This is a genomic window from Rodentibacter mrazii (assembly GCF_001998825.1).
Taxonomy (GTDB): Bacteria; Pseudomonadota; Gammaproteobacteria; order Enterobacterales; family Pasteurellaceae; genus Rodentibacter; species Rodentibacter mrazii.
Map to the genome: position 1 here is coordinate 1 of NZ_MLHG01000006.1, position 26,351 is coordinate 26,351.

Annotated in this window: 29 protein-coding genes, 1 pseudogene and 1 riboswitch; of the genes and pseudogenes, 24 read left to right on the forward strand and 6 right to left on the reverse strand. The window is 40.5% G+C overall.

Annotated elements, in window-relative coordinates; all coding sequences use genetic code 11:
• The first annotated feature begins 81 nt into the window (after nucleotides 1–81).
• Nucleotides 82–172: riboswitch (TPP riboswitch) on the forward strand.
• 77 nt (nucleotides 173–249) lie between these two features.
• From BKK47_RS00495 to BKK47_RS00530, 8 genes are read left to right on the forward strand one after another with little or no spacing between them, the layout of a single operon-like run.
• Nucleotides 250–984, forward strand: a complete 735-nt coding sequence (locus tag BKK47_RS00495) for an ABC transporter ATP-binding protein (protein WP_077492997.1) — start codon at nucleotides 250–252, stop codon at nucleotides 982–984.
• On the forward strand, nucleotides 981–1,733 hold the full coding sequence (locus tag BKK47_RS00500; RefSeq protein ID WP_077492998.1) for an ABC transporter permease: 753 nt from the start codon (nucleotides 981–983) through the stop codon (nucleotides 1,731–1,733). The genes BKK47_RS00495 and BKK47_RS00500 overlap by 4 nt, the downstream gene beginning before the upstream one ends.
• A gap of 12 nt (nucleotides 1,734–1,745) precedes the next feature.
• Complete coding sequence (locus BKK47_RS00505) at nucleotides 1,746–2,690, forward strand: ABC transporter substrate-binding protein (RefSeq protein ID WP_077492999.1); 945 nt, start codon at nucleotides 1,746–1,748, stop codon at nucleotides 2,688–2,690.
• Between the two features lie 9 nt (nucleotides 2,691–2,699).
• Complete coding sequence (gene tenA, locus BKK47_RS00510) at nucleotides 2,700–3,347, forward strand: thiaminase II (RefSeq protein WP_077493000.1); 648 nt, start codon at nucleotides 2,700–2,702, stop codon at nucleotides 3,345–3,347.
• A gap of 21 nt (nucleotides 3,348–3,368) precedes the next feature.
• Nucleotides 3,369–4,160 carry a hydroxyethylthiazole kinase gene (gene thiM, locus BKK47_RS00515; RefSeq protein WP_077493001.1) on the forward strand — a complete coding sequence of 264 codons (792 nt, stop codon included), beginning with the start codon at nucleotides 3,369–3,371 and terminating at the stop codon, nucleotides 4,158–4,160.
• A complete protein-coding gene (thiD, locus tag BKK47_RS00520) occupies nucleotides 4,153–4,968 on the forward strand; it encodes a bifunctional hydroxymethylpyrimidine kinase/phosphomethylpyrimidine kinase (RefSeq protein WP_077493002.1) in 816 nt (271 codons plus the stop codon). The genes thiM and thiD overlap by 8 nt, the downstream gene beginning before the upstream one ends.
• A 14-nt stretch (nucleotides 4,969–4,982) precedes the next feature.
• Entirely contained in the window at nucleotides 4,983–5,651 is a 669-nt protein-coding gene (gene thiE, locus BKK47_RS00525; protein ID WP_077493003.1) for a thiamine phosphate synthase, read from the forward strand.
• Between the two features lie 31 nt (nucleotides 5,652–5,682).
• Nucleotides 5,683–6,990 carry an MFS transporter gene (locus tag BKK47_RS00530; RefSeq protein ID WP_143529554.1) on the forward strand — a complete coding sequence of 436 codons (1,308 nt, stop codon included), beginning with the start codon at nucleotides 5,683–5,685 and terminating at the stop codon, nucleotides 6,988–6,990.
• A gap of 88 nt (nucleotides 6,991–7,078) precedes the next feature.
• On the opposite strand, the gene BKK47_RS00535 is transcribed toward BKK47_RS00530, so the two are convergent.
• A complete protein-coding gene (locus tag BKK47_RS00535) occupies nucleotides 7,079–8,473 on the reverse strand; it encodes an MATE family efflux transporter (RefSeq protein WP_077493005.1) in 1,395 nt (464 codons plus the stop codon).
• Nucleotides 8,474–8,514: 41 nt separating this feature from the next.
• On the opposite strand from BKK47_RS00535, the gene BKK47_RS00540 reads away from it, so the two are divergent.
• On the forward strand, nucleotides 8,515–9,126 hold the full coding sequence (locus BKK47_RS00540; protein WP_077493006.1) for a riboflavin synthase subunit alpha: 612 nt from the start codon (nucleotides 8,515–8,517) through the stop codon (nucleotides 9,124–9,126).
• Between the two features lie 225 nt (nucleotides 9,127–9,351).
• On the opposite strand, the gene BKK47_RS00545 is transcribed toward BKK47_RS00540, so the two are convergent.
• On the reverse strand, nucleotides 9,352–9,957 hold the full coding sequence (locus tag BKK47_RS00545) for a DedA family protein (protein WP_077493007.1): 606 nt from the start codon (nucleotides 9,955–9,957) through the stop codon (nucleotides 9,352–9,354).
• Between the two features lie 211 nt (nucleotides 9,958–10,168).
• Between BKK47_RS00545 and rplY the strand changes: the two genes are divergently transcribed.
• From rplY to tnpA, 10 genes and pseudogenes are all read left to right on the forward strand, one after another.
• Nucleotides 10,169–10,456: a 50S ribosomal protein L25 gene (gene rplY / locus BKK47_RS00550; protein WP_077493008.1), complete on the forward strand. Its 288-nt coding sequence runs from the start codon at nucleotides 10,169–10,171 to the stop codon at nucleotides 10,454–10,456.
• A gap of 67 nt (nucleotides 10,457–10,523) precedes the next feature.
• Nucleotides 10,524–11,318 (forward strand): tRNA pseudouridine(38-40) synthase TruA, encoded by a 795-nt coding sequence (truA, locus tag BKK47_RS00555; RefSeq protein WP_077493038.1) that lies wholly within the window; start codon nucleotides 10,524–10,526, stop codon nucleotides 11,316–11,318.
• Nucleotides 11,319–11,402: 84 nt separating this feature from the next.
• Entirely contained in the window at nucleotides 11,403–12,323 is a 921-nt protein-coding gene (gene accD, locus BKK47_RS00560) for an acetyl-CoA carboxylase, carboxyltransferase subunit beta (RefSeq protein WP_077493009.1), read from the forward strand.
• A 1-nt stretch (nucleotide 12,324) separates the two neighbouring features.
• Entirely contained in the window at nucleotides 12,325–13,629 is a 1,305-nt protein-coding gene (gene folC, locus BKK47_RS00565) for a bifunctional tetrahydrofolate synthase/dihydrofolate synthase (protein ID WP_077493039.1), read from the forward strand.
• Entirely contained in the window at nucleotides 13,611–13,955 is a 345-nt protein-coding gene (locus BKK47_RS00570; RefSeq protein ID WP_143529556.1) for a hypothetical protein, read from the forward strand. The genes folC and BKK47_RS00570 overlap by 19 nt, the downstream gene beginning before the upstream one ends.
• A gap of 89 nt (nucleotides 13,956–14,044) precedes the next feature.
• Entirely contained in the window at nucleotides 14,045–14,173 is a 129-nt protein-coding gene (locus BKK47_RS12755) for a hypothetical protein (protein WP_279626152.1), read from the forward strand.
• A 128-nt stretch (nucleotides 14,174–14,301) separates the two neighbouring features.
• Nucleotides 14,302–15,162, forward strand: a complete 861-nt coding sequence (locus BKK47_RS12760) for a hypothetical protein (RefSeq protein WP_077493011.1) — start codon at nucleotides 14,302–14,304, stop codon at nucleotides 15,160–15,162.
• On the forward strand, nucleotides 15,159–15,731 hold the full coding sequence (locus tag BKK47_RS12765) for a hypothetical protein (protein WP_077493012.1): 573 nt from the start codon (nucleotides 15,159–15,161) through the stop codon (nucleotides 15,729–15,731). The genes BKK47_RS12760 and BKK47_RS12765 overlap by 4 nt, the downstream gene beginning before the upstream one ends.
• 155 nt (nucleotides 15,732–15,886) lie before the next feature.
• Nucleotides 15,887–16,201, forward strand: coding sequence for a YadA-like family protein (locus BKK47_RS00590; protein WP_077493013.1), 315 nt, complete (start codon nucleotides 15,887–15,889; stop codon nucleotides 16,199–16,201).
• 191 nt (nucleotides 16,202–16,392) lie between these two features.
• Nucleotides 16,393–16,853, forward strand: a pseudogene (tnpA, locus tag BKK47_RS00595) (IS200/IS605 family transposase); the annotation flags it as partial.
• Nucleotides 16,854–16,969: 116 nt separating this feature from the next.
• Here the strand turns inward: tnpA and matP are convergent.
• On the reverse strand, nucleotides 16,970–17,416 hold the full coding sequence (gene matP / locus BKK47_RS00600) for a macrodomain Ter protein MatP (RefSeq protein ID WP_077493014.1): 447 nt from the start codon (nucleotides 17,414–17,416) through the stop codon (nucleotides 16,970–16,972).
• A 128-nt stretch (nucleotides 17,417–17,544) separates the two neighbouring features.
• Here matP and BKK47_RS00605 point away from each other — a divergent pair, with 128 nt between their 5' ends.
• A complete protein-coding gene (locus tag BKK47_RS00605; protein WP_077493015.1) occupies nucleotides 17,545–19,305 on the forward strand; it encodes an AAA family ATPase in 1,761 nt (586 codons plus the stop codon).
• Nucleotides 19,306–19,488: 183 nt separating this feature from the next.
• Complete coding sequence (gene fabA, locus BKK47_RS00610; protein ID WP_077493016.1) at nucleotides 19,489–20,022, forward strand: bifunctional 3-hydroxydecanoyl-ACP dehydratase/trans-2-decenoyl-ACP isomerase; 534 nt, start codon at nucleotides 19,489–19,491, stop codon at nucleotides 20,020–20,022.
• A gap of 111 nt (nucleotides 20,023–20,133) precedes the next feature.
• Here fabA and ybaK read toward each other — a convergent pair whose 3' ends face one another.
• Nucleotides 20,134–20,613: a Cys-tRNA(Pro) deacylase gene (ybaK, locus tag BKK47_RS00615; protein WP_077493017.1), complete on the reverse strand. Its 480-nt coding sequence runs from the start codon at nucleotides 20,611–20,613 to the stop codon at nucleotides 20,134–20,136.
• A 57-nt stretch (nucleotides 20,614–20,670) separates the two neighbouring features.
• Between ybaK and BKK47_RS00620 the strand changes: the two genes are divergently transcribed.
• From BKK47_RS00620 to BKK47_RS00630, 3 genes are read left to right on the forward strand one after another with little or no spacing between them, the layout of a single operon-like run.
• Nucleotides 20,671–21,645, forward strand: coding sequence for an oxidoreductase (locus BKK47_RS00620; protein ID WP_077493018.1), 975 nt, complete (start codon nucleotides 20,671–20,673; stop codon nucleotides 21,643–21,645).
• Nucleotides 21,639–22,934 carry an NCS2 family permease gene (locus BKK47_RS00625; protein WP_077493019.1) on the forward strand — a complete coding sequence of 432 codons (1,296 nt, stop codon included), beginning with the start codon at nucleotides 21,639–21,641 and terminating at the stop codon, nucleotides 22,932–22,934. Before BKK47_RS00620 ends, BKK47_RS00625 begins: the two co-directional genes overlap by 7 nt.
• A 57-nt stretch (nucleotides 22,935–22,991) precedes the next feature.
• Complete coding sequence (locus tag BKK47_RS00630; protein ID WP_077493020.1) at nucleotides 22,992–23,348, forward strand: DsrE/DsrF/TusD sulfur relay family protein; 357 nt, start codon at nucleotides 22,992–22,994, stop codon at nucleotides 23,346–23,348.
• A 32-nt stretch (nucleotides 23,349–23,380) separates the two neighbouring features.
• Here BKK47_RS00630 and BKK47_RS00635 read toward each other — a convergent pair whose 3' ends face one another.
• Both BKK47_RS00635 and BKK47_RS00640 read right to left on the reverse strand, forming a co-directional pair.
• Nucleotides 23,381–23,575 carry a YnbE family lipoprotein gene (locus BKK47_RS00635; RefSeq protein ID WP_077493021.1) on the reverse strand — a complete coding sequence of 65 codons (195 nt, stop codon included), beginning with the start codon at nucleotides 23,573–23,575 and terminating at the stop codon, nucleotides 23,381–23,383.
• Nucleotides 23,559–26,294, reverse strand: coding sequence for a YdbH family protein (locus BKK47_RS00640; protein WP_077493022.1), 2,736 nt, complete (start codon nucleotides 26,292–26,294; stop codon nucleotides 23,559–23,561). Before BKK47_RS00640 ends, BKK47_RS00635 begins: the two co-directional genes overlap by 17 nt.
• Between the last annotated feature and the right edge of the window lie 57 nt (nucleotides 26,295–26,351).

Sequence of the window (26,351 nt, forward strand, 5' to 3'; positions counted from 1 at the left end):
TTTTTAGTTAAAAATAAAAATTTAGAGAAAAATAACCGTACTTTTGCTTGTTTTTTCTTCAGCGGCGGTATAGACTCTTAGCCACTTTAGTCGGGGTGCCACATGTGGCTGAGATGATACCCGTGAACCTGAAACAGTTAGCACTGACGTAGGAAACTAATATGCCAAAATATCCTTTCATTTCTCATTTCATTCTTAATTTTTCATTCTCGCCTATTCAAATCTCTTGTTAATTTTGAGAGGTGGGCGATGGTACATATCCAGAATTTAAGTCTTAATTTTGGTGGTCAACCCTTATTTGAGCGGCTTAATTTATCCCTTTTTCAAAAAGAGTGGGTAAGTCTATTAGGTTCATCAGGCGTCGGTAAATCGACTTTGTTACGTCTGATCGCAGGCATTGATACTCAAGGTTCGGTGCAAGGACAAATCAATGTTGAGCCTAATGTACGTATAGCATGGTTGCCGCAAAAAGATACGCTTTATCCGTGGTTGTCGATAGTCGATAACGTGCAGTTACACGCAGTCTTATACGGGCAAAAATCTGCCAAAACGACCGAACAAGCCAAATTGCTGTTAGATAAAGTAGGAATGTTTTCTCATTTGCATAAGGCTTGCTCGCAATTATCAGGCGGACAGCGACAACGTGTGGCACTTGCCCGTATCTTAATGCAAAACGCAGATCTGGTTTTACTTGATGAACCCTTTTCCGCCTTAGATGCGATTAGTCGCCATCAAATACAAAATTTGGCGTACGAATTGCTGCAGGAAAAATCCGTTTTATTGGTTACTCACGATCCACAAGAAGCCCTACGATTAAGTCAGCGTATTTTTGTCTTACGTTCTTTGCAAGTGAATCAGCCTGCAATATTCTCTGACACCATCATCCCCACAGGTAAAGCGCCGCGTGAATTCGAACAAGGGGAGCTATGGGGATTGCAACAACAATTATTGCTGGAATTATCAGCGAACATGGGGGAGAGATGAAAAGCGTCTTAAAACCCGTGATGATTGGGGTTGCAATGTTATTGATATGGCAACTGGTTGTGGTGATTGGCAATTTTCCGCATTACATTTTACCATCACCCCAATCGGTTGGATTACAGTTGATTTCTCATTTCAATTTGTTATGGCAACACACAAAAACAACTCTACTTGAAATTGGAGTGGGTTTATTTTTTGGCTTTTTGTGCGGTTTAAGCTCGGCATTATTGCTGTCGTTTTCAAAAAAAATTTCTACCTTACTATTACCGATTTTGGTTATTTCACAAGCCATTCCGGTATTTGCCATTGCACCATTACTGGTATTGTGGTTTGGCTATGGAATGGCATCGAAAATTGTGATGTCCACATTGATTATTTACTTTCCTGTTACCGCCGCCTGCTACGATGGTTTGCGCAATACACCACAAACTTGGCTGGATTTAGCTAATACCTTCCAACCTTCTCTCTTGCGCTTGTTACTTAAAGTTCGGCTACCTGCCGCATTACCCGCTTTTGCCTCAGGGCTTCGCATCGCCGTTTCTGTTGCTCCTATTGGAGCAGTTGTTGGAGAGTGGATTGGTTCTTCGCAAGGCTTAGGTTATTTAATGATTCATGCTAATGCGCGAATGCAGGTCGATTTAATGTTCGCGGCATTACTGATTCTAGTCGGCATCTCCCTCTGTTTGTATTTTGGTATTGATTGGCTATTACGCCGATTTATTCCTTGGGGAAACGCTATTCATTCATCATAAAAGGGGACACAAATGAAAAAAATAGTTCGTTATTTAAGTGTGATTATTGGATTAACAAGTAGTTTTTCTGCGCTAGCTAAAGAGAAGCTGACATTGCTATTAGATTGGTATGTCAATCCTGATCACGCAGCCATTATTGTGGCGCAACAAAAAGGCTTTTTTGCGCAAAACGGCTTGGAGGTAGAAATTATTGAACCAGCCGATCCTTCCCTTCCCCCTAAATTAGTGGCAGCAGGGCAAGCGGATTTAGCCATTGACTATCAACCCCAACTTTATCAACAAGTTGCGGAGGGTTTACCCCTAATAAGAATTGCGACATTGGTTTCAACGCCACTGAATAGCGTGGTGACGTTACAAAAAAGTGGCATTAAAACCTTAGCAGATTTGAAAGGTAAGAAAGTGGGGTATTCGGTGAGTGGTTTTGAAGATGTGTTATTAGAAACGATGCTTCATTCCGTGAAACTTACCAAGGAAGATATTGAGTTGGTGAATGTGAATTGGTCACTTTCACCCTCGTTATTAACGGGACAGGTCGATGCGGTTATCGGGACTTTTCGTAATTTTGAATTAAATCAACTGCGTTTAGAAAAGCAAGAGGGGGTAGCGTTTTACCCTGAAGAATCGGGCGTACCAGCTTATGATGAACTTATTGTAGTGGCGAATAAAGACAAATTAGATTTTGCAAAATATTCGGCATTTTTGACCGCACTTGAGCAAGCAACAGTCTATCTCATCAATCATCAAGAAGAAGCGTGGCAAGCTTTTGTCGATTACAAACCGAATGAATTAAATAATGAGCTTAACCGTTTGGCTTGGAAGGACACCTTACCTCGTTTAGCGCTACGCCCAAGAGCGTTAGATCGTCATCGCTATCAACAAATGGCGCAATTTTTACAGCAAAAAGGGCTTGTGAAAACCTTGCCTGAGCTGAAAACGTATGCACTAGAACTGCAATAAGGTGGCAAAATGATTACGAAACTGATTGAAGGTGCGCAACCTTATTGGCAACGCTATATTGAGCATCAATTTGTGCGGCAAATGGCTCAAGGTACATTACCTAAACGCTGTTTCCAACACTATCTGAAACAAGATTATCGCTATCTTTTCCATTATAGCCGTGCTTTTGCGTTGGGCCTTTTCAAGGCAAAAAACTTTGCAGAAATGGCTGTACCACGCAGAACGTTGGATATTCTTAGCCAAGAAATTCAATTACACCTCAATTATTGCAACCAGTGGGGAATAAGCGAACAAGAGATGATAAACACACAAGAAAGTGCTGCTTGTGTGGCTTACACCCGCTATTTATTAGATGTTGGAATGGCAGGGGGATTAGCCGAGCTTTATGCCGCTATTGCGCCTTGTGCGGTGGGGTATGCCCAAGCTGCCCGCTATATCACAACGCATTATCCACGCTTAGCGAATAATCCTTATCAGTCTTGGATCGAAACCTATGCCAGTGCTGAGTTTCAACAATCTGCAACAGAAACGGCAGATTTTTTAACCGCACTTTGTCAACCACTAAACTCAAATCAACTTGCCCATATTCAGCACATTTTTACCACCGCAACGCGTATGGAAATCAATTTCTGGCAAATGGGCTTGGACTTATCTTAACCACTAAAAAAGGAGATGATGATGAAATCTATTTATCTTACAAAAATTCGTGAGCAAAACCCGCTTATTCATAATATTACCAACATTGTTGCGGCGAATTTTAATGCCAACGGATTATTGGCATTAGGCGCTTCACCGATGATGTCGGCGAGCGAGGAGGAAATGGTTGAAATGCCCAATTTAAGCCAAGCTCTTGTGATCAACATCGGCACGCTAATTGGCAAAGAGCAGAAAGCCATGTTATTGGCGGGGAAAACGGCGAATGCGAAAGGGATTCCCGTAGTGCTTGATCCTGTGGGTGTGGGGGCAACGAGTTACCGCCGAGAAACCGTTCGTCAGCTTTTGTCTGAAATAAAATTTGCACTGATTCGTGGGAATGCGGGTGAATTGGCAACGATTGCCGGTGAAACGTGGCAAGCAAAAGGCGTAGATGCCGGACAAGGCGATGTAGATTTGAAAACCGTTGCTCAACGTGTCGCCAAACAGTACGGCTGTGTCGTATTGATTAGCGGAGCGGTTGATGTGATCAGCGATGGGGTACAAACCGCAACTGTGCATAACGGCACACCTTTGTTTCCTAAGGTGACGGCATCGGGTTGTTTACTCAGTGCCGTTTGTGGTGCGTTTTTAGCGGTAGATGAGGGCGAACATTTTGCAGCAACGTTAGAAGCCTGTGTGGCTTATACCGTTGCAGGTGAACTTGCCGCTCAAGGTCTGACGACTCAAGTAGGGCAATTTCAAATACGTTTATTAGATGAACTGGCGGCACTTAGCCCGGAAATGATCGTACAAAAGGGGCGTATCAATGAATAACATTCCCCAAGTGCTAACGATCGCAGGCTCGGACAGTGGCGGTGGCGCAGGTATTCAAGCCGACCTGAAAACCTTCCAAATGCAAAGGGTATTTGGTACTTCTGTGTTGACTGCCGTTACCGCTCAAAATACGCTGGGCGTATTGGATATTCACATGATTCCGCTGAAGACGATTCGCTCACAACTGCAAGCGGTCAAAAACGACTTCAACATTGCAAGTGTGAAAATTGGTATGTTGGGGACGGCAGAGATTATTGAATGTGTGGCGGAGTGCCTTAAGGATCGCCCATTTGGCAATGTAGTGCTTGATCCTGTCATGTTCGCCAAAGGAGGCGCACCGCTATTACAACCGCAGGCGGTTTCGGCGCTTATTGATCATTTACTTCCATTGGCTGATGTGATCACGCCTAACCTTCCTGAAACAGAAGCCTTAACGGGCGTGGTGATTTACGATGAAATGAGTATTAAAAAGGCAGCAAAATCCCTGCAAATGCGAGGGGTGCGTAATGTGATTATCAAAGGCGGACATTCACTTAACTCGCAGAGCGAGCAATGCCAAGATTGGATTTTCCTTGATGATGGACGTGATTTTGTGTTGGCGCGTCCACGTTTTCACACACCGCATACGCACGGTACAGGTTGTACCTTTTCCGCTTGTTTAACCGCTGAGTTGGCAAAGGGTAAAACGTTGCAAAGTGCGGTCGAAATTGCCAAAGATTTTATCACGGCAGCGATTAGCCACCCGCTCGATATCGGTCATGGACACGGACCGACAAATCATTGGGCTTATCATGATTTTGTCAACTAAAGGGGAATAATGAAATGCAAAAAATTCGAGAAATTCTACCGCTTTACTTTGTTGCAGGAACGCAAGATTGTCGGCATCTGGGGCAAAATGGCGCACAAAATTTACTTTCAGTGTTAAAACAAGCATTAGAGGGGGGAATCACCTGCTTTCAATTTCGGGATAAAGGCAAATTCTCCCTTGAACATTCGCCGGCAGCACAAAAAGCGTTAGCCATTGCCTGTCGGGATATGTGCCGTGAATACCGCGTGCCGTTTATCGTCAATGATAATGTGGATTTAGCCTTTGAACTTGAGGCAGATGGTGTCCATGTTGGGCAAACGGATATGGCGGTAGAGGTTATTCGGGCAAAAGCGAATAAAGCAATGATAGTGGGTTGGTCGGTGAATTTATTGGAGGAAGCCAAGATAGGTGAGGCGATGGCGGAAATTGATTATTTTGGCATCGGGCCAATTTTTCCCACAAAGTCTAAGGAAAATCCAAAACCAACGCGCGGTATGGCATTTATTCAACATTTGCGAAAATCAGGCATAACAAAACCGCTTGTTGCGATTGGGGGGGTGAAGTTAGAACACGTCCGCACTTTACGGGAATTTGGCGCAGACGGTGTGGCAATGATTTCAGCTATCAGTCAGGCAGAAAATGTTGAAGCGATGACCAAAGCGTTAAGGGAAGCCGGTCGGTAAATGGCGGATTAAAAAGAGATATTGGAGGAAAATAATGAAACAAAATAGCCCTAAACGAGTCGCTATGGCAACCATGATTGGAACGGCGATTGAGTATTTCGACAACTATATTTACGCGATGGCAGCTGTGTTGGTGTTTAACCATCAATTTTTTCACGCAACGGATCCCCTCTCCGGGCAGATTGCCGCCCTTTCTACACTGGCGTTAACCTTTATCGCTCGTCCTCTTGGTGCGGTTTTGTTTGGGCATTTTGGTGACCGAATAGGAAGAAAAAATACTTTTGTGATGAGTTTGTTGTTGATGGGCATTTCTACGGTCGCTATCGGGCTGTTGCCTACTTATGACTGTATCGGCATTGGGGCAACGATTTTGCTCTGTTTATGTCGTGTCGGGCAAGGGATCGGCTTAGGTGGCGAATGGGGCGGTGCCGCATTAGTCGCCGTTGAAAATGCGCCGGAGGGCAAACGCGGTTGGTATGGTACTTTTCCACAACTTGGTGCGCCGTTAGGTCTATTATTGGCGAACGGTGTATTTTTACTAATTGGGGGCATTTTCGGTCAAGCGGCTATGTTAGATTGGGCATGGCGTATCCCATTTTTATCTTCCATTCTATTGGTTGTCATTGGGTTGTATGTACGACTAAAACTCACCGAAGCACCTATTTTCCTCGAAGCGTTAAATAAGCCACAGCCTAAACGCTTGCCAATGTTAGAAGTGGTCACCACCCACTTTAAACCGTTTTTCTTGGGGATGTTGATTTGTATCGCAGGTTATGTGTTGTTTTATATCATGATCGCTTTTAGTCAAATCTATGCCAAATCTGCACCAACCGTGTCAGAGGCTGGCTATGTTATGGGGTTGGGCTTTTCCCCTCAAGTGTTTACCGCGTTATTGATGACAAGTGCAATCTCTTTGGCGGTGACGATTGCTGCCTCCGGTAAATATATCGACAAAGTGGGTCGCCGAGTTTGGTTGATCTGGACGACAGTAGGGGTCGCAATTTTCGGTATCACATTGCCCTTTTTCCTTGAAAATGGCACAACGACCAGTCTATTTTGGTTTTTAGTTATCGGCATGGGGTTAATTGGCATGGGATATGGACCGCTTGCCAGTTTTTTACCTGAATTATTCCCAACTCACGCTCGCTATTCAGGCGCTTCGCTCACTTATAATGTTGCAGGTTTATTTGGTGCAAGTGTAGCTTCAATTATCGCGTTACCATTGAATGCCAATTATGGCTTAAAAGGCGTAGGGATTTATTTAGCGTTTAACGCAGTATTAAGTTTAATTGGGCTATGGTTTATTCATGAAACGAAAGATAAAAAATTAGAAGGTTAATTCAGAATAAAGTGCGGTTATTTTCTCAAGATTTTAAAAACACAGAAAAATTTGACCGCACTATTTTTTGAATTCGAAAGGTAGAGCGTTATTTCAGTTTTTCTAATCGAGCCATCAACACATCATCATTCAAACTTTGTATTTTTCTCATTCGATAAAATAATAAAATAGCAGCAAAGGTCAGTGCGACCACAAAAGCAATCCAGAAACCTCGTGCACCAATGTTTGGCATCAGTAAATCAGTTCTTGCCAGCGTATAACCTAATGGCACGCCGATTACCCAATAAGCAAAAAGAGTGATATATAGGATCACTTTAGTATCTTTGTAACCGCGTAACACGCCACTCACAACCACTTGAATGGTATCGGAAAATTGGTAAATAGCGGCAAGTAAGAGTAAACCGGTTGCCATACTAATGACGATTTCATCTGTCACAAAAATGGAGGCAATTTCATAGCGGAAAAAGATTGTGACAAATGCGGTGATGGCAGTGATTGTTAAGCCGAGTATTAGGGCTGCATAGGTGATATTTTTGGCTTTTTCAGGCGAACCTGAGCCTAATGCTTGCCCTACAAGGATTGTGGTTGCCATACCGATTGACATCGGAAACATAAAAATAAAGGAACTGGTATTTAAGGCAATTTGATGGCTTGCCACAATGGTTGCACCAAGTGGGGAAAGCAATAACGCAGTAAGAGCAAAAAGCGCCACTTCGCAGCAAAGTGCGATAGCAATGGGTAAACCAAGTTGTAAGAGTTTTTTTAATGTTGCTACATTGGGTTTTTCAATAAGTTGAGTGAATACTTTTAATTGACGCTCTTGACGATTAAAGTAAGAATAAGTAATCATCATTAAACACATCGACCAGTTCACGATTGCAGTTGCCACACCACAACCCACCGCCCCAAGCGCCGGAATGCCGAGTTTACCGTAAATAAAAATATAGTTGAGGGGAATGTTAAGCATTAGCCCGAGAAAGGTAATCACCATTGCTGGCTTGGTTTTTGCAATACCATCATTTAAGCAACGGAAATTGACGAGCAATAAATAAGCCGGTAATCCCCAAAGCATCGCGTGTAAATAATCTCGGGCAATTTGTGCCATATGCGATTCCATTTGCATAAATTGCAAGACAAAATCGCTGTGATAAATAAATAATCCAAGAGGAATACTGCTTGAAAGGGCAATCCAAATACCTTGTCGAACTTGATGTGCGATGCGATGGCGTTGTCCGGAACCATTTAAATAGGAAATGGTTGGGGGTAAGGCAAGTAATAAGCCATGCCCGAAGAGAACTAACGGTAGCCAAATAGAAGCACCGACAGAAATGGCAGCCATATCCGTAGAGCTTACCCGCCCTGCCATAATGGTATCTACAAGCCCCATTGAATTTTGAGCGACTTGTGCCAGCAAAATAGGGATAGCAATTTTAATTAGTTTTTTAATATCAACGTGATACTCGGATAAAAGACGAAAATTCATAAATTTGATATACTACGCAAAAATTTGATTGAGGGAAATTTATGTTTACAGGAATTGTACAGGGCATAGCCCCGATTCATTCAGTTACAGAAAAGACACATTTTAGAACACAGGTCGTAAAATTACCACCTGAAATGCGCAAAGGGTTAGAAATTGGTGCGTCTGTCGCGAATAATGGGGTGTGTTTGACTGTGACTCAAATTCATGATGATTTAGTCAGTTTCGATTTAATGCAGGAAACCTTACGAATTACTAATCTAGGCGAATTAAAGGCAGGTGATTTCGTTAATATTGAACGCGCCATGCAAATGGGCGATGAGATTGGCGGGCATATTTTATCCGGTCATGTGTACTGTACTGCGGTGATTTCAGACATCATCGCAACAGAAAACAATCGCCAAATTTGGTTTGAATTGCCGAATATGGAAGTTATGAAATATATTTTAACCAAAGGTTTTGTTGCGGTAGATGGCATTAGTTTGACCATTGGTGAAGTGAAAGACAATCAATTTTGTGTGAATTTAATCCCTGAAACATTACAAAGAACCTTGATGGGGCAACGTAAAATGGGGGATGTGGTCAATATTGAAATTGATCCGCAAACCCAAGCGATTGTGGATACGGTAGAACGTTATTTGGCGGCTCGTCCTTAAAAGAAAAGTGCGGTCAAAAATCTCGGTATTTATGTACAATCGCACAAACCTATTTTTTGGTTAGCTTGTAGGGACACACTGCGTGTGTCCGAATTTTAACCTATTGAAATGATTTTATAACGGACACACGCAGTGTGTCCCTACATGTCGTTGAAATTTCTGTTTTTGTGCATTTGCTAGATAATATCGAAAAATCTTACTGTTTTTGACCGCTCTTTTATAAAATTAATTTTTTTGTTTTTTCGATTTTTTCCACTTCCAAAATAAGAATAGGGCAAGAGCAGCAACCAATATGTAAATAACTATTTGACCTTTCTGAATTTGCTCATGCAACCAATCTAAATTTCTCGCGCCAAATTCGCCAAGATAAACCCAAATCGGTACGGAAATAACGGCAGCACAAAAATCAATTAAGAGAAAGCGGGTATAACTTACACGTCGTGTAATGCCTGAAACCATATAAATCGGTGCTCGTAGTCCGGGTAAAAAACGGGCGACAAACAATACACGGTTGCCGTATCGAGCAAATTTTTCACGGACCATTTTTAGACGTTGTAAGGTAATGATCTTACGCATTGGGCGAAAACGTAAAATTTTTGTACCGTAAATGCGACCGAGCCAGTACATACAAGAATCGCCTGCGAGTACGCCGACCATACTAACGAATAACATGAGATGGGAATTAACGCTTTCGGGATAAAGTCCGGCAATCACGCCTCCTGAAACAAGAGTAATATCTTCAGGGATGGGTACACCAAAGCCACAGATGATCAAGACAAAAAATACAGCCCAATAGCCGTAGTCAGTGAAAAAATGAATAAGAAATTCCATTTGTGCCTGCTATTTCAATTCTCTTAATGGATAAAAAATAGGGAAGTATTCTAATCTTTTCTGACTGAATATCCTAGAAAAAGTTTGCCTTGATAGATTGGATCTTTTATAATCGGCACCCTCAAAGCCAAGACTTTGAGTCAATTTAGGAAAATTGCTGGGTCGCCTGCAATTTTTTATTTTTTTAATCTTACTTAAAGAGAATACTAAAATGGCATTTAAATTTAACGCTGAAGTTCGTACAGCGCAAGGTAAGGGTGCGAGCCGCCGCCTGCGTCACAACGGTCAAATTCCTGCAATCGTTTATGGTGGCAGCGAAGCACCGGTTTCAATCATCTTAAATCATGATGAATTAAACAACGCACAAGTTCACGATTCTTTCTACTCTGATGTAATTACACTTGTAATTGATGGCAAAGAAGTGGCTGTAAAAGTGCAAGCAATGCAACGTCACCCGTTCAAACCAAAATTGGTTCACATTGACTTCAAACGTGTATAATTTTTGATTTTGATGAAAAACACCAAAGAATCTTCTTTGGTGTTTTTTTATGGAAAGCGAGGTGAAAATGAAAATTGCCTTAGGAATTGAATACAACGGACAACATTATTTCGGTTGGCAACGACAAGAAAAATTGAGAACAGTACAGGAAGAGTTAGAAAAAGCCCTGTCTTTTGTTGCAAACGAAAAAATTGACGTATTTTGTGCGGGAAGAACGGATTCCGGTGTGCATGGTACAGGACAGGTTGTGCATTTTGAAACGGATGCAGTCCGTCCTGAAAAGGCTTGGGCGTTTGGTACAAATGCAAATCTGCCTGATGATATAGCGGTGAAATGGGCAAAAGTCGTGGATGATGAATTTCATGCCCGTTTTTCTGCTACTGCACGTCGTTATCGCTACCTTCTATATTGTAATAAATTACGATCCGCCATTTTACCAGCCGGCATTACCCATTGCCATTTGGAATTAGATGCGGAAAAAATGCATCAGGCAGGGCAATTTTTATTGGGCGAGCATGATTTTTCTTCTTTCCGAGCCGCGCAATGCCAATCAAATACACCGTGGCGAAATATCCATCATCTGAATGTTGCTCAAAAAGGCGAATATATTATTGTCGATATTCAAGCTAATGCTTTTGTTCATCATATGGTGAGAAACATCGTTGGGAGTTTAATTGAAGTGGGTGCAGGGAATCAGCCAGTTGAATGGCTTAACTGGCTGCTTGAACAGCGAGATAGAAAACTTGCTGCTCCTACGGCAAAACCGGACGGGCTTTATTTAGTGAATGTAATTTATCCTGAAAAATTTGCCATTCCTCAGAATAAATTGGGGCCGCTTTTCCTTGAAGATAAGCTGATTTAGTTTGATGAGCTTGTCTGACTAGCAAGGCTCGCCGAATTATGGTTTAATACGCTGAATTTTCTAGTGGATAAATAGGTAAAAATAATGAGCTGGATTGACCGAATTTTTAGTAAAAGCCCTTCTTCTTCAACACGCAAATCTAATGTGCCGGAAGGGGTTTGGACAAAATGTACCTCGTGCGAACAGGTACTTTATAGTGAAGAATTAAAACGTAACCTTTATGTATGCCCTAAGTGTGATCATCATATGCGTATTGATGCGCGTGAACGTCTTGTTCGTTTATTAGATGAGAACTCAAGCCAAGAAATAGCGGCTGATTTAGAGCCAAAAGATATTTTAAAATTCAAAGATTTAAAGAAATATAAAGATCGTATTACGGCGGCACAAAAAGAAACTGGTGAAAAAGATGCACTCATTACTATGACAGGCACACTTTATAATATGCCGATTGTGGTGGCAGCTTCTAACTTTGCTTTTATGGGCGGCTCAATGGGATCTGTTGTAGGCGCAAAATTTGTAAAAGCGGCTGAAAAAGCCATTGAATTGAATTGTCCGTTTGTGTGTTTTTCTGCCAGTGGTGGGGCGCGTATGCAAGAGGCATTATTTTCATTAATGCAAATGGCAAAAACCAGTGCAGTGCTTGCCAAAATGCGTGAAAAAGGTGTGCCTTTTATTTCAGTTTTAACCGATCCGACTTTAGGTGGCGTATCGGCGAGTTTTGCTATGTTAGGTGATTTAAATATTGCCGAACCGAAAGCCTTAATCGGTTTTGCCGGTCCACGAGTGATTGAACAAACTGTTCGTGAAAAATTACCGGAAGGTTTCCAGCGTAGTGAGTTTCTATTAGAAAAAGGGGCGATTGATATGATTGTCAAACGTGGTGATATGCGCCATACCTTGGCAAGTGTATTAAGTAAATTAACCCATCAGCCTTCACCCTTTAGCGAACCTGAGTTAATTGAAGATGACATTGAAGTAAATGAAGAACATCATGAAGAAAAATAATATGAATTTAAAAGCCACTTCGCCACTCGCTGAGTGGCTTTCTTATTTAGAAAATAGCCATTTTAAAGCCATCGATCTTGGCTTAGAACGAATTAAATCTGTTGCAGAAAAGATGGATATATTACACCCTGCACCTTATGTGATCACCGTTGGGGGAACGAATGGCAAAGGAACAACTTGCCGTTTATTAGAAACGATTTTGCTCCGACATGGTTTGCGCGTAGGCGTATATTCCTCTCCCCATTTATTACGTTATAACGAACGTGTACGTATTCAAAATCAGGATTTACCAGATGAAGCCCATACAGCATCCTTTGCCTTTATTGAAGAAAATAAAACAGAATCTTTAACTTATTTTGAGTTCAGTACTCTTTCTGCCCTACATTTGTTTAAACAACATCATCTTGATGTCGTGATTTTAGAAGTGGGTTTAGGTGGACGTCTAGATGCCACCAATATAGTAGATAGTAACTTGGCAGTGATTACTAGTATTGATATAGATCATACGGATTTTCTGGGGGATACAAGGGAAGCTATCGCCTTCGAAAAAGCCGGTATTTTTCGTCAAAACTGTCCGGTTGTGGTTGGAGAGCCAAATGTACCCAATACGATGCTGGAGCAAGCCGCTCGTTTAGGCTGTCAGGTATCACGCCGTGATGTGGATTGGTCATTTCAAGTTAATGCAAAAAATTGGCAATGGCAAAGCCGAAAAGTGCGGTTAGAAAACTTACCGTTTTGCCAAATTCCATTAATGAATGCTGCCACTGTGTTAGCAGTGGTTGAACAACTACCTTTTGAGATTCAAGAGAGCACTCTCCGCCACGCATTACAAAACGTAGAATTAGTCGGGCGTTTCCAGACCATCCAAGGGGATAAGCGTGAAAAGTTGGCAAGTCTTTTTGATCAAAAACTGGATGATCTACCAACGGTGATCGTTGATGTGGGGCATAATCCCCATGCTGCGACATATTTAAGTGAAAAATTGACCGCACTTAAAGCTCAAAATCAAGGAAAATTGATCGCCGTGTGCGGAATACTAAAAGATAAAGATGCTCAAGGGGTTTTTGCACATCTTGTTCCTCTTGTAGATGAATGGCATTGTGTGACTTTAGACGGCTATCGAGGGCAAACGGGGGAAGAATTGCGTCTGAAACTCACAGCGTTTTTCCCTAATGCTAAAGTAAAATCACTAAATTCAGTGATGAATGGCGTACAGGTTGCATTAAAAAGTGCGGTTAAAAATGACCTTGTTTTAGTGTTTGGGTCATTTCATACGGTGGCAGAGTTTTGGCAGGAAATAGAATGATCGCAATGGGATTTCAATCTGTTGCTAATGGAACTGTCGCTGTTGCGATAGGTCGTGAGAGTAATGCGACTAATACTCAAACAATCGCAATTGGTGATAAAGCAAAAGCACTACAAAATAATGCGATCGTGATGGGGCAACTTGCTAATGCGAATGACACCCAAGCAATTTCAATTGATGATCGTTCAAATGCATCCGGGAATGCGAGTGTTGTAGGTCCATCCACTAATTCTACAGGTGTAAGCTCAACAGCATTAGGTCATGGTTCTCAAAGTATGAACAACTATGCTACGGCTGTGAGGCTTTTGCAAAAGTACGGGGAGTAAGTTCTATTTCATTAGGACATGATGCCAATGCGACCCATGTAAATTCTGTTGCACTTGGAAGCAATTCTCTTTCAACTGCGGCAAATCGAGTGTCATCAGTAAACCTAAATGGATTAACCTATGGAACGTTCGCCGGTATCACCCCAACTTCGACGGTAAGTGTGGGTTTGAGTGGTAATGAACGCCAAATTGTTAATGTAGACACAGGTCGTAATTAGATACCTCTACTGATGCCATTAATGGTTAACAACTTTATATAACAAATTTAGTATTAGGTAATTTAGCTAATTCACTTAAAACTATTTTTGGTGGTGATGCGACGTTGTTAACAAATGGTACTATTATTATGAGTAATGTTGGTAATACTACGCAAAATAATATCCACGATGCAATTAATGCTATTAAAACTCAAATTACTAATAATGCAGAAGAACCACAAGCCTATTTCCACGTCAATAATGGCACAAATGCTGGCACAGGTGATGCGACAACCAACTTAGGTAAGGTTAGTGAGGCAGTCGGGGCATTATCGCTCAATTCTATTGCAATTGTTACTAATGCGACTGCTACTTCACAAAGTATTGCTCTTGGTAACCTTGCAAATGCTTCATCATCTAGATTATCAATAGTAATAGGTTATAACTCTCAAGCAACTGGTGGTTATTCGTATGCAATGGGGTCTAATAGCCTGGCATCCAATCAATCGTCAATAGCACTGGGTCAAAATGCTGTTTCATCAAATGTAATCTCAATAGAAATAGGGGATAGCGCTGTTTCAACTGGCGAGTATGCATTAGCTTTCGGTAGTGGGGCAAATGCCTCGAAGATAACTGCTATAGCAATAGGTGCTTCAGCACAAGCCTCTCATGATTTTAGTGTTGCATTAGGGGGTGAGGCGGCAACCGGTGAAGTGATTGGTACAAAATTAGCCGAAGTTAATGGCATTACATATGGTGATTTTGCAGGAGATACTCCATTTAGTATGGTTTCTGTTGGTAATGAGGAGTATGAACAGACATGTACTGTTACTAATGTTGCTGCGGGACGTATTAACAAAAATTCTAGTGATGCGATTAATGGTAGCCAGTTATATATGGTTGCAAATAAATTGTCTGCTGGCTTTACTTTAAAATACTCAGCAACAACTGATGGTGAAAAAAACGGTATTGCTGAGGAAAAATCAAGCCTGGTGATACAGTTGAAATGATTGCCAGTAAAAACTTACAAATCAAGCAAGAGGCTGACGGTAAGGTTACTTATGTAACAAAAGATAACGTGACTTTTACCGCTGTGAATGCAATGACCGTTAATGTTGGTGATACAACCATTAATAATGATGGGCTTACAATCCAAAATGGTCCAAGCATTACAAAAGGTGGATTGAATGCCGGTAATAAAGTGATTGGCAATGTATCGAAAGGTGTAGCAGATAACGATGCGGTGAATGTTAACCAATTAAAAGAGGCAACATCAAATATCACCAACAATATTAATAATTTGGCAAACAACACCATTGCATTAGGCGGTGATAATGGAACAACGACTAGTGCGCAAGCCTTAAATAAAGAAGGTGGTTTGCAATTTGACGTAAATGGTGGAAATGGCATTAGCACAACGGCAAATGGCTCAAGTATCACTGTAACCGCAAAACCGATGGTACAACAATTAAGATTGATGTTTCAGGTAATATTGCAGCGAATACAGGTAATGTTATTATCGCATCTAATGTTGATACTACAGATGCAGCCGGTAATGTTATCCCTGCAGGTAAAGTGAGTGTTGCAGCTGGCGAAGGTAGCAAAGTGGCAACAGTTCAAAATGTAGCTGATGCCATTAACAGTGTTGGTTGGGTAGTCAATACCGAATAGTATCACCATTAACAATGGTCCAAGTATGACAACGGATAGTATTAATGCAGGGTAGCCCCAGGTGTGAAAGATAGCGATGCGGTAAATGTAAGCCAACTTAAAGGTGCAGTGAATAGTATTAATTCACAACTTAATAAGGTGGATAAACGTCGTAAAGCAGGTCACGCTTCAGGATTGGCAGTTGCTGGCTTAATGCAAGCATATCGTGGAGGTCAATCAGCAGTGACTGCAGGTGTTGGTCAATACCAAAACCAAAGTGCGGTGGCAGTAGGTTATTCTCGTATTACTGATAGTGGTAAATACGGTGTGAAAGCAGCCTTTACTGCGAATACACAAGGTGAAGTAGGGGGAACATTAAGTGCAGGTTACTTTTGGTAATCTAACTTCCTCTTAGCTTCCTAAAAACTAAAGACCGGTTTTAATAATAAAATCGGTATAGGCAAGCTATGTTTGCCTATAAAAACCATACGCTATGAGTATGGAATCAAAAAGCTTAAGAGGTGAACAAAAAAATCCTCCTATAATGAATAAGGCTGACAACCCAAATTCAACACATAGGAGGATTAGTTATGGCAAGTAAATCTAATGATGATTCAAGTCTATCACACACAAGATGGAACTGTAAGTATCATATAGTCTTTATCCGAAGTATCGAAGAAAGCCAATTTATGGAAAATTGCGAGTAGATATCGGAGGAATATTAAGGCAGTTGTGTAGTTATAAAGAAATCGAAATTCTAGAAGCTCATGCAATGAAAGCTCATATTCGTATGCTTTTGAAGATTCTCCCGAAATTGGCCGTATCAAGTTTTATGGGATACCTGAAAGGTAAATTTTCGCTGATGATATTTGAAAGGCAGGCGAATCTGAAATATCAATATGGAAATAGACACTTTGGGGCGCAGGGGTACTATGTAAGTACGGTAGGGTTAAACACAAAAGTGGTCGAAGAATATATAAGGAATCAAGAAAAAGAAGATATGATTCAGGATAATTTATCAAAGAAAGAATATGTAGACCCCTTTATAGGGGTAAAGTATAGAGTTATTGTACGGTTGTCAGTCTTTTCACATGCCCCTCAAGGGGCATGTGAAGCACTAGGTCCTTATAGGGTCGCTTAAAAACCGCCCGTTTTACGGGCGGATTGTTATTTTAATAAATTTTTAAGGCTATCTTTCATTGCCGACATTTGGCTTTCATATAGCGCTTTGCTTTCACGTTCATCAATCATATAAGTGATTGTTTCTGAAAGAGTCATATTCATTTTACGTGAATATTTTGAAAGTCGTAGCCAAACCGCATATTCCAAGTCAATGGATTTCTTTTTTGTGGATTGTTTTTCGGCATTGAAAAAACGTTTTCTTCTTGCTCGAATAGCTTGATCCAATTTAACAGGTAATGCCGTAGAAAGATGCTGCTTAATCCAATTTTCAATCTTTTGCGGATAATTCTGACTTTCTAATAACTCTGCCACAACAGATTCTTGTAAGCTTTTTTCTTCGTAGCGCGTGATATTTTCACCTTCACGATATTTTCGGATTAGGTAAATCCATTTCCAATTAGCTTCTTGGTTTTCTAACTTTTGATATTTCATGATATATAAGGGTTAGTGACGTGGTAACTCATTTAATATACGTGTTTTAAATTAATTTTTCCAGCTGATTTTTACAATATACATAAATATGAGATAATGCGCTCAATTTTACTAATGAGAAATCGCCAGTGAGTTCATCTTTCTTTCAAGAACAATCCCTTAATTGGGAATCGCTACAACCCCAATTAAGTTATACTGAACAACCCACTCAACCCCTTGATTTTTGGGCATTACAGCCGAATATCACAAATGCCCTTTCTTTGTTTTTGCGCAATCCAAATCGTTCCCTCATGGTGTTAAAAGCAGATGATCAGATTGATTATGCTGCCTTGCTTATGCCGTTAGTCCGGAAAATGCTACCCCAAGTGCGGTCGATTTTTGGGGTAAATTACATTGTGGAACAGGGAGATTCTTTTTCATTTCCTCGAATAGTGGTTGAGCCGGCAAAATCGTTGGAAGATAATTTCGCTGCTTCAGGAGAGGTGCTAAGCGCATTATATTGCGATCAATTTCAGCTCTTTGGTAGTGTGAAAGTGCATCCGGGTTCGCAAGATATTCAACTTCATCCGGGACTAGTTCACCGTGCTAATGGGGGCGTATTGATTTTGAGTGCTTCAACATTATTGGCACAATTTGATTTGTGGCAGCGTTTAAAACATATTTTACAAACCAAACGCTTCGATTGGTATTCTGCACATCCCTTTAAAACACTATCTTGCGAAATTCCGAGTTATCCGCTTGATGTCAAAGTGATCGTGTTAGGCAATCGCACAGAACTTGCCACATTAGGAGAACTGGAAGAAAATTTATACAATTTTGCGGATTATGCCGAAATTGAAAGCTATCTTTCGGTAACCGATATTGATGAGCAAAAAAATTGGGTTAGCTATGTTCAAGGTGTAGCGGAAGAAAATCAGCTCGCTTTGGATTTTTCAGCATTGAATAAATTGTATCAATTTCTTGTAAGAGAAAGTGAGAATCGATTTTTAATTAATGCTTCTCCCGCAATATTGAAAAATATACTACTTAATACCGCGACACTTGCACAAAAAACATCACTAAGTGCGGTTGATTTTGAGGCATTTTTTCAACAGCAAAGACTACAACACGGCTTTTTAAAAGAACAAACCTATGCCGATATTCTCAATGAACAGGTTTATGTGGAAACAGCAGGTGAAATTGTCGGGCAAATTAATGGTTTATCCGTGATTGAATACCCCGGTACACCTGTGGTCTTTGGTGAGCCTTCACGTATTAGTTGCGTAGTGCAATTTGGTGAAGGGGAAGTGGTGGACGTAGAACGTAAAAATGAACTCGCCGGAAATTTACACGGTAAAGGAATGATGATTGCGCAAGCCTGTTTGTCGAATATTTTGGAATTACCTTCACAGCTCCCTTTTTCCGCCTCCCTTGTTTTTGAGCAATCTTATGGTGAAATTGATGGAGACAGTGCATCGTTAGCAATTTTTTGCGTGCTCGTCAGTGCATTGGCTGAATTGCCCTTGCCACAACATATCGCAGTAACCGGTTCAATTGATCAATTTGGACTTGTACATGCAGTAGGCGGTGTGAATGATAAAATTGAGGGTTTTTTCACAATTTGCCAACGGAGAGGGCTTACCGGAAAGCAAGGAGTCATTATTCCGGCAACAACCATTCAGCAATTGAGCCTTTCTGATGAAGTAGTAAGTGCGGTCAAAAATGGCGAATTTTTTATTTTTCCGGTAGAAGATATTTATCAAACCTGTGAATTGATTTTCCAACGGGATCTATTAGAAGAAAATCAAATTTACGAAGATAGCAAAACGCCGATTTCTCGTCTTATCCAGCGACGAATTGATTTTCGTGCAGAGCCACCGAAGAAAGGCTTGTTTAATTTTTTCAGATAGTTACAAGTTAAAGAGCGAACAAATGTTCGCTCTTCTTTTTACATGATGTCGATGGTTCCATCATTGCAAAACTGATCGGACAAGTTCAGCTAACAAGTGTTTTCTATTTACAGTATTTCTTATTCCTTTTAAAATGCTTAATATCAGTGATTCACTGGAATAAAATAAATTATAGGAAGAAAAATGCAAAACACTTGTACACCAAATAAGAAAGAAAGTTACAGCTATGAAGATTTACTTGCATCCGGCCGTGGTGAACTATTTGGTGCTGAAGGGCCACAACTTCCCGCCCCAACAATGTTAATGATGGATCGTATTGTGAAAATGACGGAAGACGGTGGCACTTTTGGAAAAGGCTATATTGAGGCAGAATTGGATATTCATCCGGATTTACCTTTTTTTAGCTGCCATTTTATTGGCGATCCGGTGATGCCGGGATGTTTAGGTTTAGATGCGATGTGGCAGCTGGTCGGCTTTTTTCTAGGTTGGAGCGGCGGTAAAGGAAAAGGTCGTGCATTAGGTGTTGGGGAAGTCAAATTTACCGGTCAGGTTTTACCCACAGCAAAAAAAGTGATTTATCGGATTAATATGAAGCGGGTGATTAATCGTAAATTAGTCATGGGAATGGCTGACGGTGAAGTCGAAGTCGATGGACGCATTATTTATACCGCTACGGATCTGAAAGTCGGGCTGTTTCAAGATACCTCTACTTTTTAATGGCAGGAAAGCGATAAAAAATATCGGTCGTAGCGATTTAAAGCTGTAGGATATGCTTAATTGATTTTGAGGACAAGCTGATGGCTTGTCCTTTTTCATTATTCCCAATTCTTATTCTTCATCAATTATATTCACAAACTTAGCATTTAATAAATTGGCTAAATCTCTAGGCGCAAGCTCTACACTTAATCCTCGTTTTCCTCCGGAAACATAAATGGTTTCAAATTCAAGTGCGGTTGAATTTATAACTGTTTTTAAACGTTTCTTTTGTGCGAGGGGGCTAATTCCCCCTAACAAATATCCACTGCTTTTTTGAGCAATATCTTTGTCTGCCATTTCTAGTTTTTTGACGTCAATCGCTTTAGCGGCTTTTTTTAAATTCAGCATATCGGATGTGGGTAAAACAAAACAGGCAAGCTTTTTTTGATCACCGTTCTCAGCTACAAGTAAGGTTTTGAAAGAACGATGGGGATCTATACCTAATTTTTCCGCTGCTTCTTCGCCGAAATGGGTATTATTGGGATCGTGCTCATAAGTATGAAGAATAAAAGGAATTTTTTGTTTTTTAAGTAAATCGATTGCCGGTGTCATTTTATTTTTAGCCCTTTTTTTGTAGAATGGGGCGCTTATTTTATAGCGGAGAAAAAAATGGATGCAAGCCTAAATATTGCCATTGCGGCAGAATTTGAATTATGTGAGAAAATTGCTGAAGCTCTTGAAGAAAGTAAACTAACGATAGGTAGCATATCAATTGTAGAAATTTCCCCTTTTGATGAAGAACAAGGTGTGCGTTTTAACAATAAAAGCGTTGTACAGCGTTCTGCGCAAGAAATGGATTGGTCTGAGATTAATTACCTCTTTTTTTCCGGTGATGTCGAACAGTTAGCCTCTATTGCGATTGCTGCTGAAAGCGGTTGCGTAATCATTGATATGAAAGGCGTATGCGCTGCACTTTCCGATGTACCTGTTGTAGTACCGACAATTAATGAGGGTGATTTAGTTGAATTAAGACAACGTAATATTGTGAGTTTGCCGGATCCTCAAGTTAGCCAACTTGCTTTGGCGATTTCGCCAGTATTGCAAACAACTAATATTACTCAAATTTTTGCGACTTCCTTGCTTCCTGCTTCTTATCAAAATGGTGAAACTGTCAGTAAATTAGCAGGACAAACAGCACGTTTGTTGAATGGTATCCCGTTAGATGACGATGAAAAGCGGTTAGCATTTGATGTCTATTCACAAAAAACAACAGCCTTGTCAGAACAATTTCAAAAGATTTTTCCTCAATGTAATTCTGTGCTATTTCATGCTGTGCAAGTACCGGTATTTTATGGTATGGCGCAGAAAGTGACCGTACTTTGGGATTATGAGACGGATTTCCAACCGCAAGATAATGAACTTTTACAATACCATGGTACAAGTATTACACCAGTAATAAATGGGGAAAGAGAAAGTGGGGAAAGACAGGTAAAACTACATATTAATCTGTTAAGTGCGGTTGAAAACGGCATGGAATTTTGGACGGTAGCGGATGATCAACGTTTTAATCTCGCTTATCTTGCTGTCAAATTACTCGAAGCTATTTATCATCAAGGTTATAATTTTAAGGAACAATTATGTTAGAACGAGTCTTTAAGTTACGTGAAAAAGGTTCAACCACAAAAACTGAAATTATTGCGGGTATCACCACCTTTTTTACTATGGTTTATATTGTATTTGTTAATCCATCGATATTAGGTGATGCAGGAATGGACAAACAAGTTGTCTTTGTTACCACTTGTTTAATTGCGGGTATTGGCACGATGGCAATGGGGTTATTTAGTAATTTGCCGATCGCCCTTGCGCCGGCAATGGGGTTGAATGCCTTTTTCGCTTATGTAGTTGTTGGGAAGTTGGGCTATTCTTGGGAAATCGGAATGGGAACCATTTTTTGGGGTTCTGTCGGTTTATTCGTCCTAACGCTTTTACAAATTCGTTATTGGTTAATGGCGTCCATTCCGTTAAGTATTCGTGTAGGAATTGGAGCCGGGATCGGTTTTTTCATTGCATTAATTGGTTTTAAAAATATGGGGCTTGTGGTGGCTAATCCGGCTACCTTAGTGGCGCTTGGTGATTTGCATGATCCTACGGTGTTACTTGGCGTACTTGGTTTCTTTATTATCGTTGTATTGGCTGCCCGTAATATTTTTTCCGGTGTATTGATTTCTATTGCGGTCGTCACGGGGCTTGCGCTTTGGTTGGATGAATCGGTAATGTTTCACGGTGTGATTTCAATGCCGCCTGCATTAGATGCCGTAGTTGGCAAAGTGGATATTGCCGGTGCGTTGGATACCGCATTGCTGGGGATTATTTTCTCATTTTTATTGGTAAACCTATTTGATTCTTCCGGTACATTATTGGGTGTAACCGACAAAGCAGGCATTAGCGATGAAAACGGACGTTTCCCAAAAATGAAACAAGCCCTATTGGTTGATAGTATCAGTGCGGTGGGCGGTTCATATATCGGTACTTCCGCAATCAGCACTTATATCGAAAGTGGCGCAGGGGTCTCCGTGGGCGGACGCACAGGTTTAACGGCAGTAACCGTCGGCGTGTTATTTTTATTGACGATTTTCTTCTCACCACTTACTGCCGTCGTGCCAACTTATGCGACTGCCGGCGCATTGGTCTATGTGGGTATTTTAATGGCATCCAGCCTCATTCGTGTGTCATGGGATGATTTAACAGAAGCAACGCCGGCATTTATTACCGCAGCCATGATGCCTTTCACTTATTCCATCACGGAGGGGATCGCCTTTGGTTTTATCAGCTATTGTATTATGAAAGCCAGCACCGGCCGCATTAAAGAAATCAATGCACCTGTTTGGGTCGTATCGCTTTTATTTATTGCGAAATTTGTTTGGGTAGGTTAATGACAGGGCGAGCCTAAGGTTCGCCCTTTTTATATTCAAAGAAATAAAGGACATATTATGCAAAATATTCTTTTCATCATTCATTCCTCGCCTTATGGGGACGAACATTTTTTTAGTGCATTACGTTTGGCATTACAATTGCAGGAACAGCATAAAAGTGCGGTCAATTTAAAGCTGTTTTTGATGTCGGATGCGGTGAACGGGGGGCTGGCAAAACAAAATCCGGCGGAAGGGTATCATTTACAGCAAATGCTGGAAATTTTAACGGCTCAAGGGGCAACCGTAAAACTTTGTAAAACCTGTACCAATGCACGTGGTATCACCGAATTACCTTTAGCGGAAGGGGTCGAAATCGGTACTCTCGTTGAGTTAGCGGATTGGACTGTTGAGGCGGATAAAGTGTTAAATTTTTAATCAATATGAATGGCTTACATGATGTAAGCCATTTATTTTTTCTCTGATACGGCTTTAGCCTTTTCATCCATCGTGACATTAATATTGTGATCCACCACCACATTCATATTAATGGTGATCCCTTCTTTTGGTGTATCAAGTTGAATGGTCGGTGTGCAACCTGCCAATACATTAAGGAAAAATAAAGCAACAAAAAAGTGCGGTCGATTTTTAAGGTGTTTTTTCATGTTCTAAATTTTGATAAAGCCGATATTGTAAATTTTGTTCAAACTGAGCGCCGTAGTCAATCATATTCCATAATTCAAACATATTTTCTTGGTGATGATAATTTAATGTAATTGGGTGATGTGTTGGTTTGTTGACATTGAAACCTTTGATTGTTGCGTTCAAATTCATTTGTCCGTTAGAGGTAAGATTAAGACTGGCATGGGAATGGCCAAGTTCCATTTCTTTTAATAAATCCACGATAATACTTTCGGTCCAGCCACCTTTTTTTAATCCCTTTGTCACTTCATCGTTTAATTTAATACGCATTTTACCGCTTTGTTGCAATGTACCATTGCAAATAAGACAGGTGTGATTCTTTAACCAAAAAGGCAATGTCGCATTCATCCGTCCTTCTAAATGGATTTGGTTATATTGTGCCATCGCCATAACCCGACTGAGATCAATGTGATGTAATTTGAGCGTAGCCATTTCACTTTGAGGGAAATTAAGTTTATCTAATGTTACCTCACCATCAAATAATCCGATTCTCACCTTGCTCAAGGTAAGCGGTTTTAGTTTAGAATACGGATAAGTACCGGATAAATGAAATACAACGTCATTCAGGAATAATGCGCCTTTACGCATATTGTGAACAGAAACCTTAATGGGTTTTTTTGTTGAATTTTGTAAAAGATTATTCTGATAATTTAGCGGAAAATGAATGTCTAAATCCTCAATTTCCCCATCAGGAAAAGAAAGTCCGACCTTATAAAGTTGCAGATTCCCCTTCATTGCAATTCCTTCGTGATCGATATTAAAATTGCCTATGCCTTTAATGTGACCATGATGAATTAACCAGCCCCACTGTTGAGGAAAAAAGGATTGGAATACGTTTACCGATTGTTTTTTCCAGCTAATTTTTCCTTTTAGTGTTTGATTTTCATAGTGGGCAAGTAAGTCGATAGGACCAAGGGTGCCGGTCTTTAAATCTCCGGCAATATTAAAACGTTCTATACTTTCCCCATCAACACCGACACTAAAAATCGGCTTGGTAAAATGTCCGCCGTAATCAAAGGTAATCCGCTCACTTTTGACTTGTAATAAACCTCGAATGTGTTCTTTCTCATAATCCCAACGTAGTCGATCTTTCAGCTCTAGAAAAAGTGGTGCCATTTTTATACCGTTAGTTTGTATTTTATTTGAAGAAGCCGTGAGTTGATTTAATTCAATATGGCTGCCTTGCCAAAAACCAGTACCTTGTAGATTCACCGACGTTTTTAAGGTTTTCCAATAGGCCTTGCCTTGAATCGTCCAATCCCAGCGGTTATTGGCATTGCTTTCCGCATTGTGTAATTTATGTTGTGGATCACGTAGTTCAAAAACGGTTTTGATCCCCGCAATAAATTCATCGGCTTGCCCGTCCAGCTTCACATCAATATCAGAAAATTGTGGTGTGAAACCTTGTAATGTTGCCAATAATCGACCATCTAACCCATATTTACTGATTTGTACATTATCTAAAGGTAAACGCATATGAATACTTGAACCTTGTTGCTGATTATCCATTTTAAAAAGAGATCCCGTATTGAAACGAAGTAAAGGGTCATTAAATGAGCCACCGAGATGATAGCTTAAATTCGTGTGTGCAACCGTGTTGTTATAGCGTAAATCACCACGCGTTTTTAAATTAAAATGGATCTGATCTTGTTTTTCTCCACCACCAATTTCGCCATTTTCCCCAGAAATCACTATCTCGCCTTTACCATACTCACCAAAAGTTTGTACGATGATATTGGTATCAATCCCAAAGGGTAGCCAGCCTTTTTGTGGTGTGCGTAACGACAAGCCTAAAAATCCTTTAATAGGCTGATAACCGTCAAAGGTCCAATAAAATGTTCCCCAAGAAATTTCCAGCCCGTTCCTAGTAAAAATAAATGGCACATCCAATAATGGCGATTTTCTTGTGAGATCTTGTGCCTTGATTACGCCATTTTCGCCTTCCCAAGACAATGTTGCTTCGCCGTTATTGACAGAAAAATGAGGGGTTTCCCATGCTAAGGTCATTTCTCCTTTTGGCTGTATTTGTAGAATTTCATCATTTAATTGAAGGTTAAAATCGGATTGATAAGATTGATTCTGTTCCGGTTGATAATTGATTTTTCCTTGCCAAATAAAGTGATTATCCTGAGGGGAAAGAGTGGATTGATGATGTAATGTTAATCCTTTGTCATTTTGAGCGGATAAATTCAGCTGAAATTGATCCTGGTGACGATTTACCATTGCGGAAATATTGGCATTGAGAATGTCCTGCAAAACGAGGGGAATAAGATGGTTACCATTTGAAACTTGAAATTGCTTAATATTAATTTCAAAGCTCGGTATTGTCGCAAAAAGTGCGGTCAATTTTATCGGTGTTTTATCATGGCTACTGGGTATAGTTTGAATACAAGCATAATCGACCACGGCATTTTCAACCGATAAATGGGGTGAAAACCAATCGGTGAGCTGAATATCATGTAGCTTTGCCAGCGTACATTTTCCTGAATTGACTTGCAAAGTAGGGAGTGTTAATGCTTCACTGTTTATTGTCCAATCATCAGATAATTGCACAGAATAATTTGGCGTAAGGAAATAATTTACCACCCGTTCAATTTGTTTTGGCGCAATCCACCAAGGTAAAGAAATTGTTCCGATTAAAAGTATCAACGCCAATAAGGCACAATAGCGACCTTTTCGCATATTTCCCCAATTATCCTGTTTTTGTCGCGGCTTATTGTAACGAAATAATTGCCATTA

Coding starts and splice junctions, on each gene's coding strand:
- BKK47_RS00495 (WP_077492997.1), top strand. CDS start 250: ATGGTACATATCCAGAATTTAAGTCTTAATTTTGGTGGTCAACCCTTA.
- BKK47_RS00500 (WP_077492998.1), top strand. CDS start 981: ATGAAAAGCGTCTTAAAACCCGTGATGATTGGGGTTGCAATGTTATTG.
- BKK47_RS00505 (WP_077492999.1), top strand. CDS start 1,746: ATGAAAAAAATAGTTCGTTATTTAAGTGTGATTATTGGATTAACAAGT.
- tenA (WP_077493000.1), top strand. CDS start 2,700: ATGATTACGAAACTGATTGAAGGTGCGCAACCTTATTGGCAACGCTAT.
- thiM (WP_077493001.1), top strand. CDS start 3,369: ATGAAATCTATTTATCTTACAAAAATTCGTGAGCAAAACCCGCTTATT.
- thiD (WP_077493002.1), top strand. CDS start 4,153: ATGAATAACATTCCCCAAGTGCTAACGATCGCAGGCTCGGACAGTGGC.
- thiE (WP_077493003.1), top strand. CDS start 4,983: ATGCAAAAAATTCGAGAAATTCTACCGCTTTACTTTGTTGCAGGAACG.
- BKK47_RS00535 (WP_077493005.1), bottom strand. CDS start 8,473: ATGAATTTTCGTCTTTTATCCGAGTATCACGTTGATATTAAAAAACTA.
- BKK47_RS00540 (WP_077493006.1), top strand. CDS start 8,515: ATGTTTACAGGAATTGTACAGGGCATAGCCCCGATTCATTCAGTTACA.
- BKK47_RS00545 (WP_077493007.1), bottom strand. CDS start 9,957: ATGGAATTTCTTATTCATTTTTTCACTGACTACGGCTATTGGGCTGTA.
- rplY (WP_077493008.1), top strand. CDS start 10,169: ATGGCATTTAAATTTAACGCTGAAGTTCGTACAGCGCAAGGTAAGGGT.
- truA (WP_077493038.1), top strand. CDS start 10,524: ATGAAAATTGCCTTAGGAATTGAATACAACGGACAACATTATTTCGGT.
- accD (WP_077493009.1), top strand. CDS start 11,403: ATGAGCTGGATTGACCGAATTTTTAGTAAAAGCCCTTCTTCTTCAACA.
- folC (WP_077493039.1), top strand. CDS start 12,325: ATGAATTTAAAAGCCACTTCGCCACTCGCTGAGTGGCTTTCTTATTTA.
- BKK47_RS12760 (WP_077493011.1), top strand. CDS start 14,302: ATGAGTAATGTTGGTAATACTACGCAAAATAATATCCACGATGCAATT.
- BKK47_RS12765 (WP_077493012.1), top strand. CDS start 15,159: ATGATTGCCAGTAAAAACTTACAAATCAAGCAAGAGGCTGACGGTAAG.
- matP (WP_077493014.1), bottom strand. CDS start 17,416: ATGAAATATCAAAAGTTAGAAAACCAAGAAGCTAATTGGAAATGGATT.
- fabA (WP_077493016.1), top strand. CDS start 19,489: ATGCAAAACACTTGTACACCAAATAAGAAAGAAAGTTACAGCTATGAA.
- ybaK (WP_077493017.1), bottom strand. CDS start 20,613: ATGACACCGGCAATCGATTTACTTAAAAAACAAAAAATTCCTTTTATT.
- BKK47_RS00620 (WP_077493018.1), top strand. CDS start 20,671: ATGGATGCAAGCCTAAATATTGCCATTGCGGCAGAATTTGAATTATGT.
- BKK47_RS00625 (WP_077493019.1), top strand. CDS start 21,639: ATGTTAGAACGAGTCTTTAAGTTACGTGAAAAAGGTTCAACCACAAAA.
- BKK47_RS00630 (WP_077493020.1), top strand. CDS start 22,992: ATGCAAAATATTCTTTTCATCATTCATTCCTCGCCTTATGGGGACGAA.
- BKK47_RS00635 (WP_077493021.1), bottom strand. CDS start 23,575: ATGAAAAAACACCTTAAAAATCGACCGCACTTTTTTGTTGCTTTATTT.
- BKK47_RS00640 (WP_077493022.1), bottom strand. CDS start 26,294: ATGCGAAAAGGTCGCTATTGTGCCTTATTGGCGTTGATACTTTTAATC.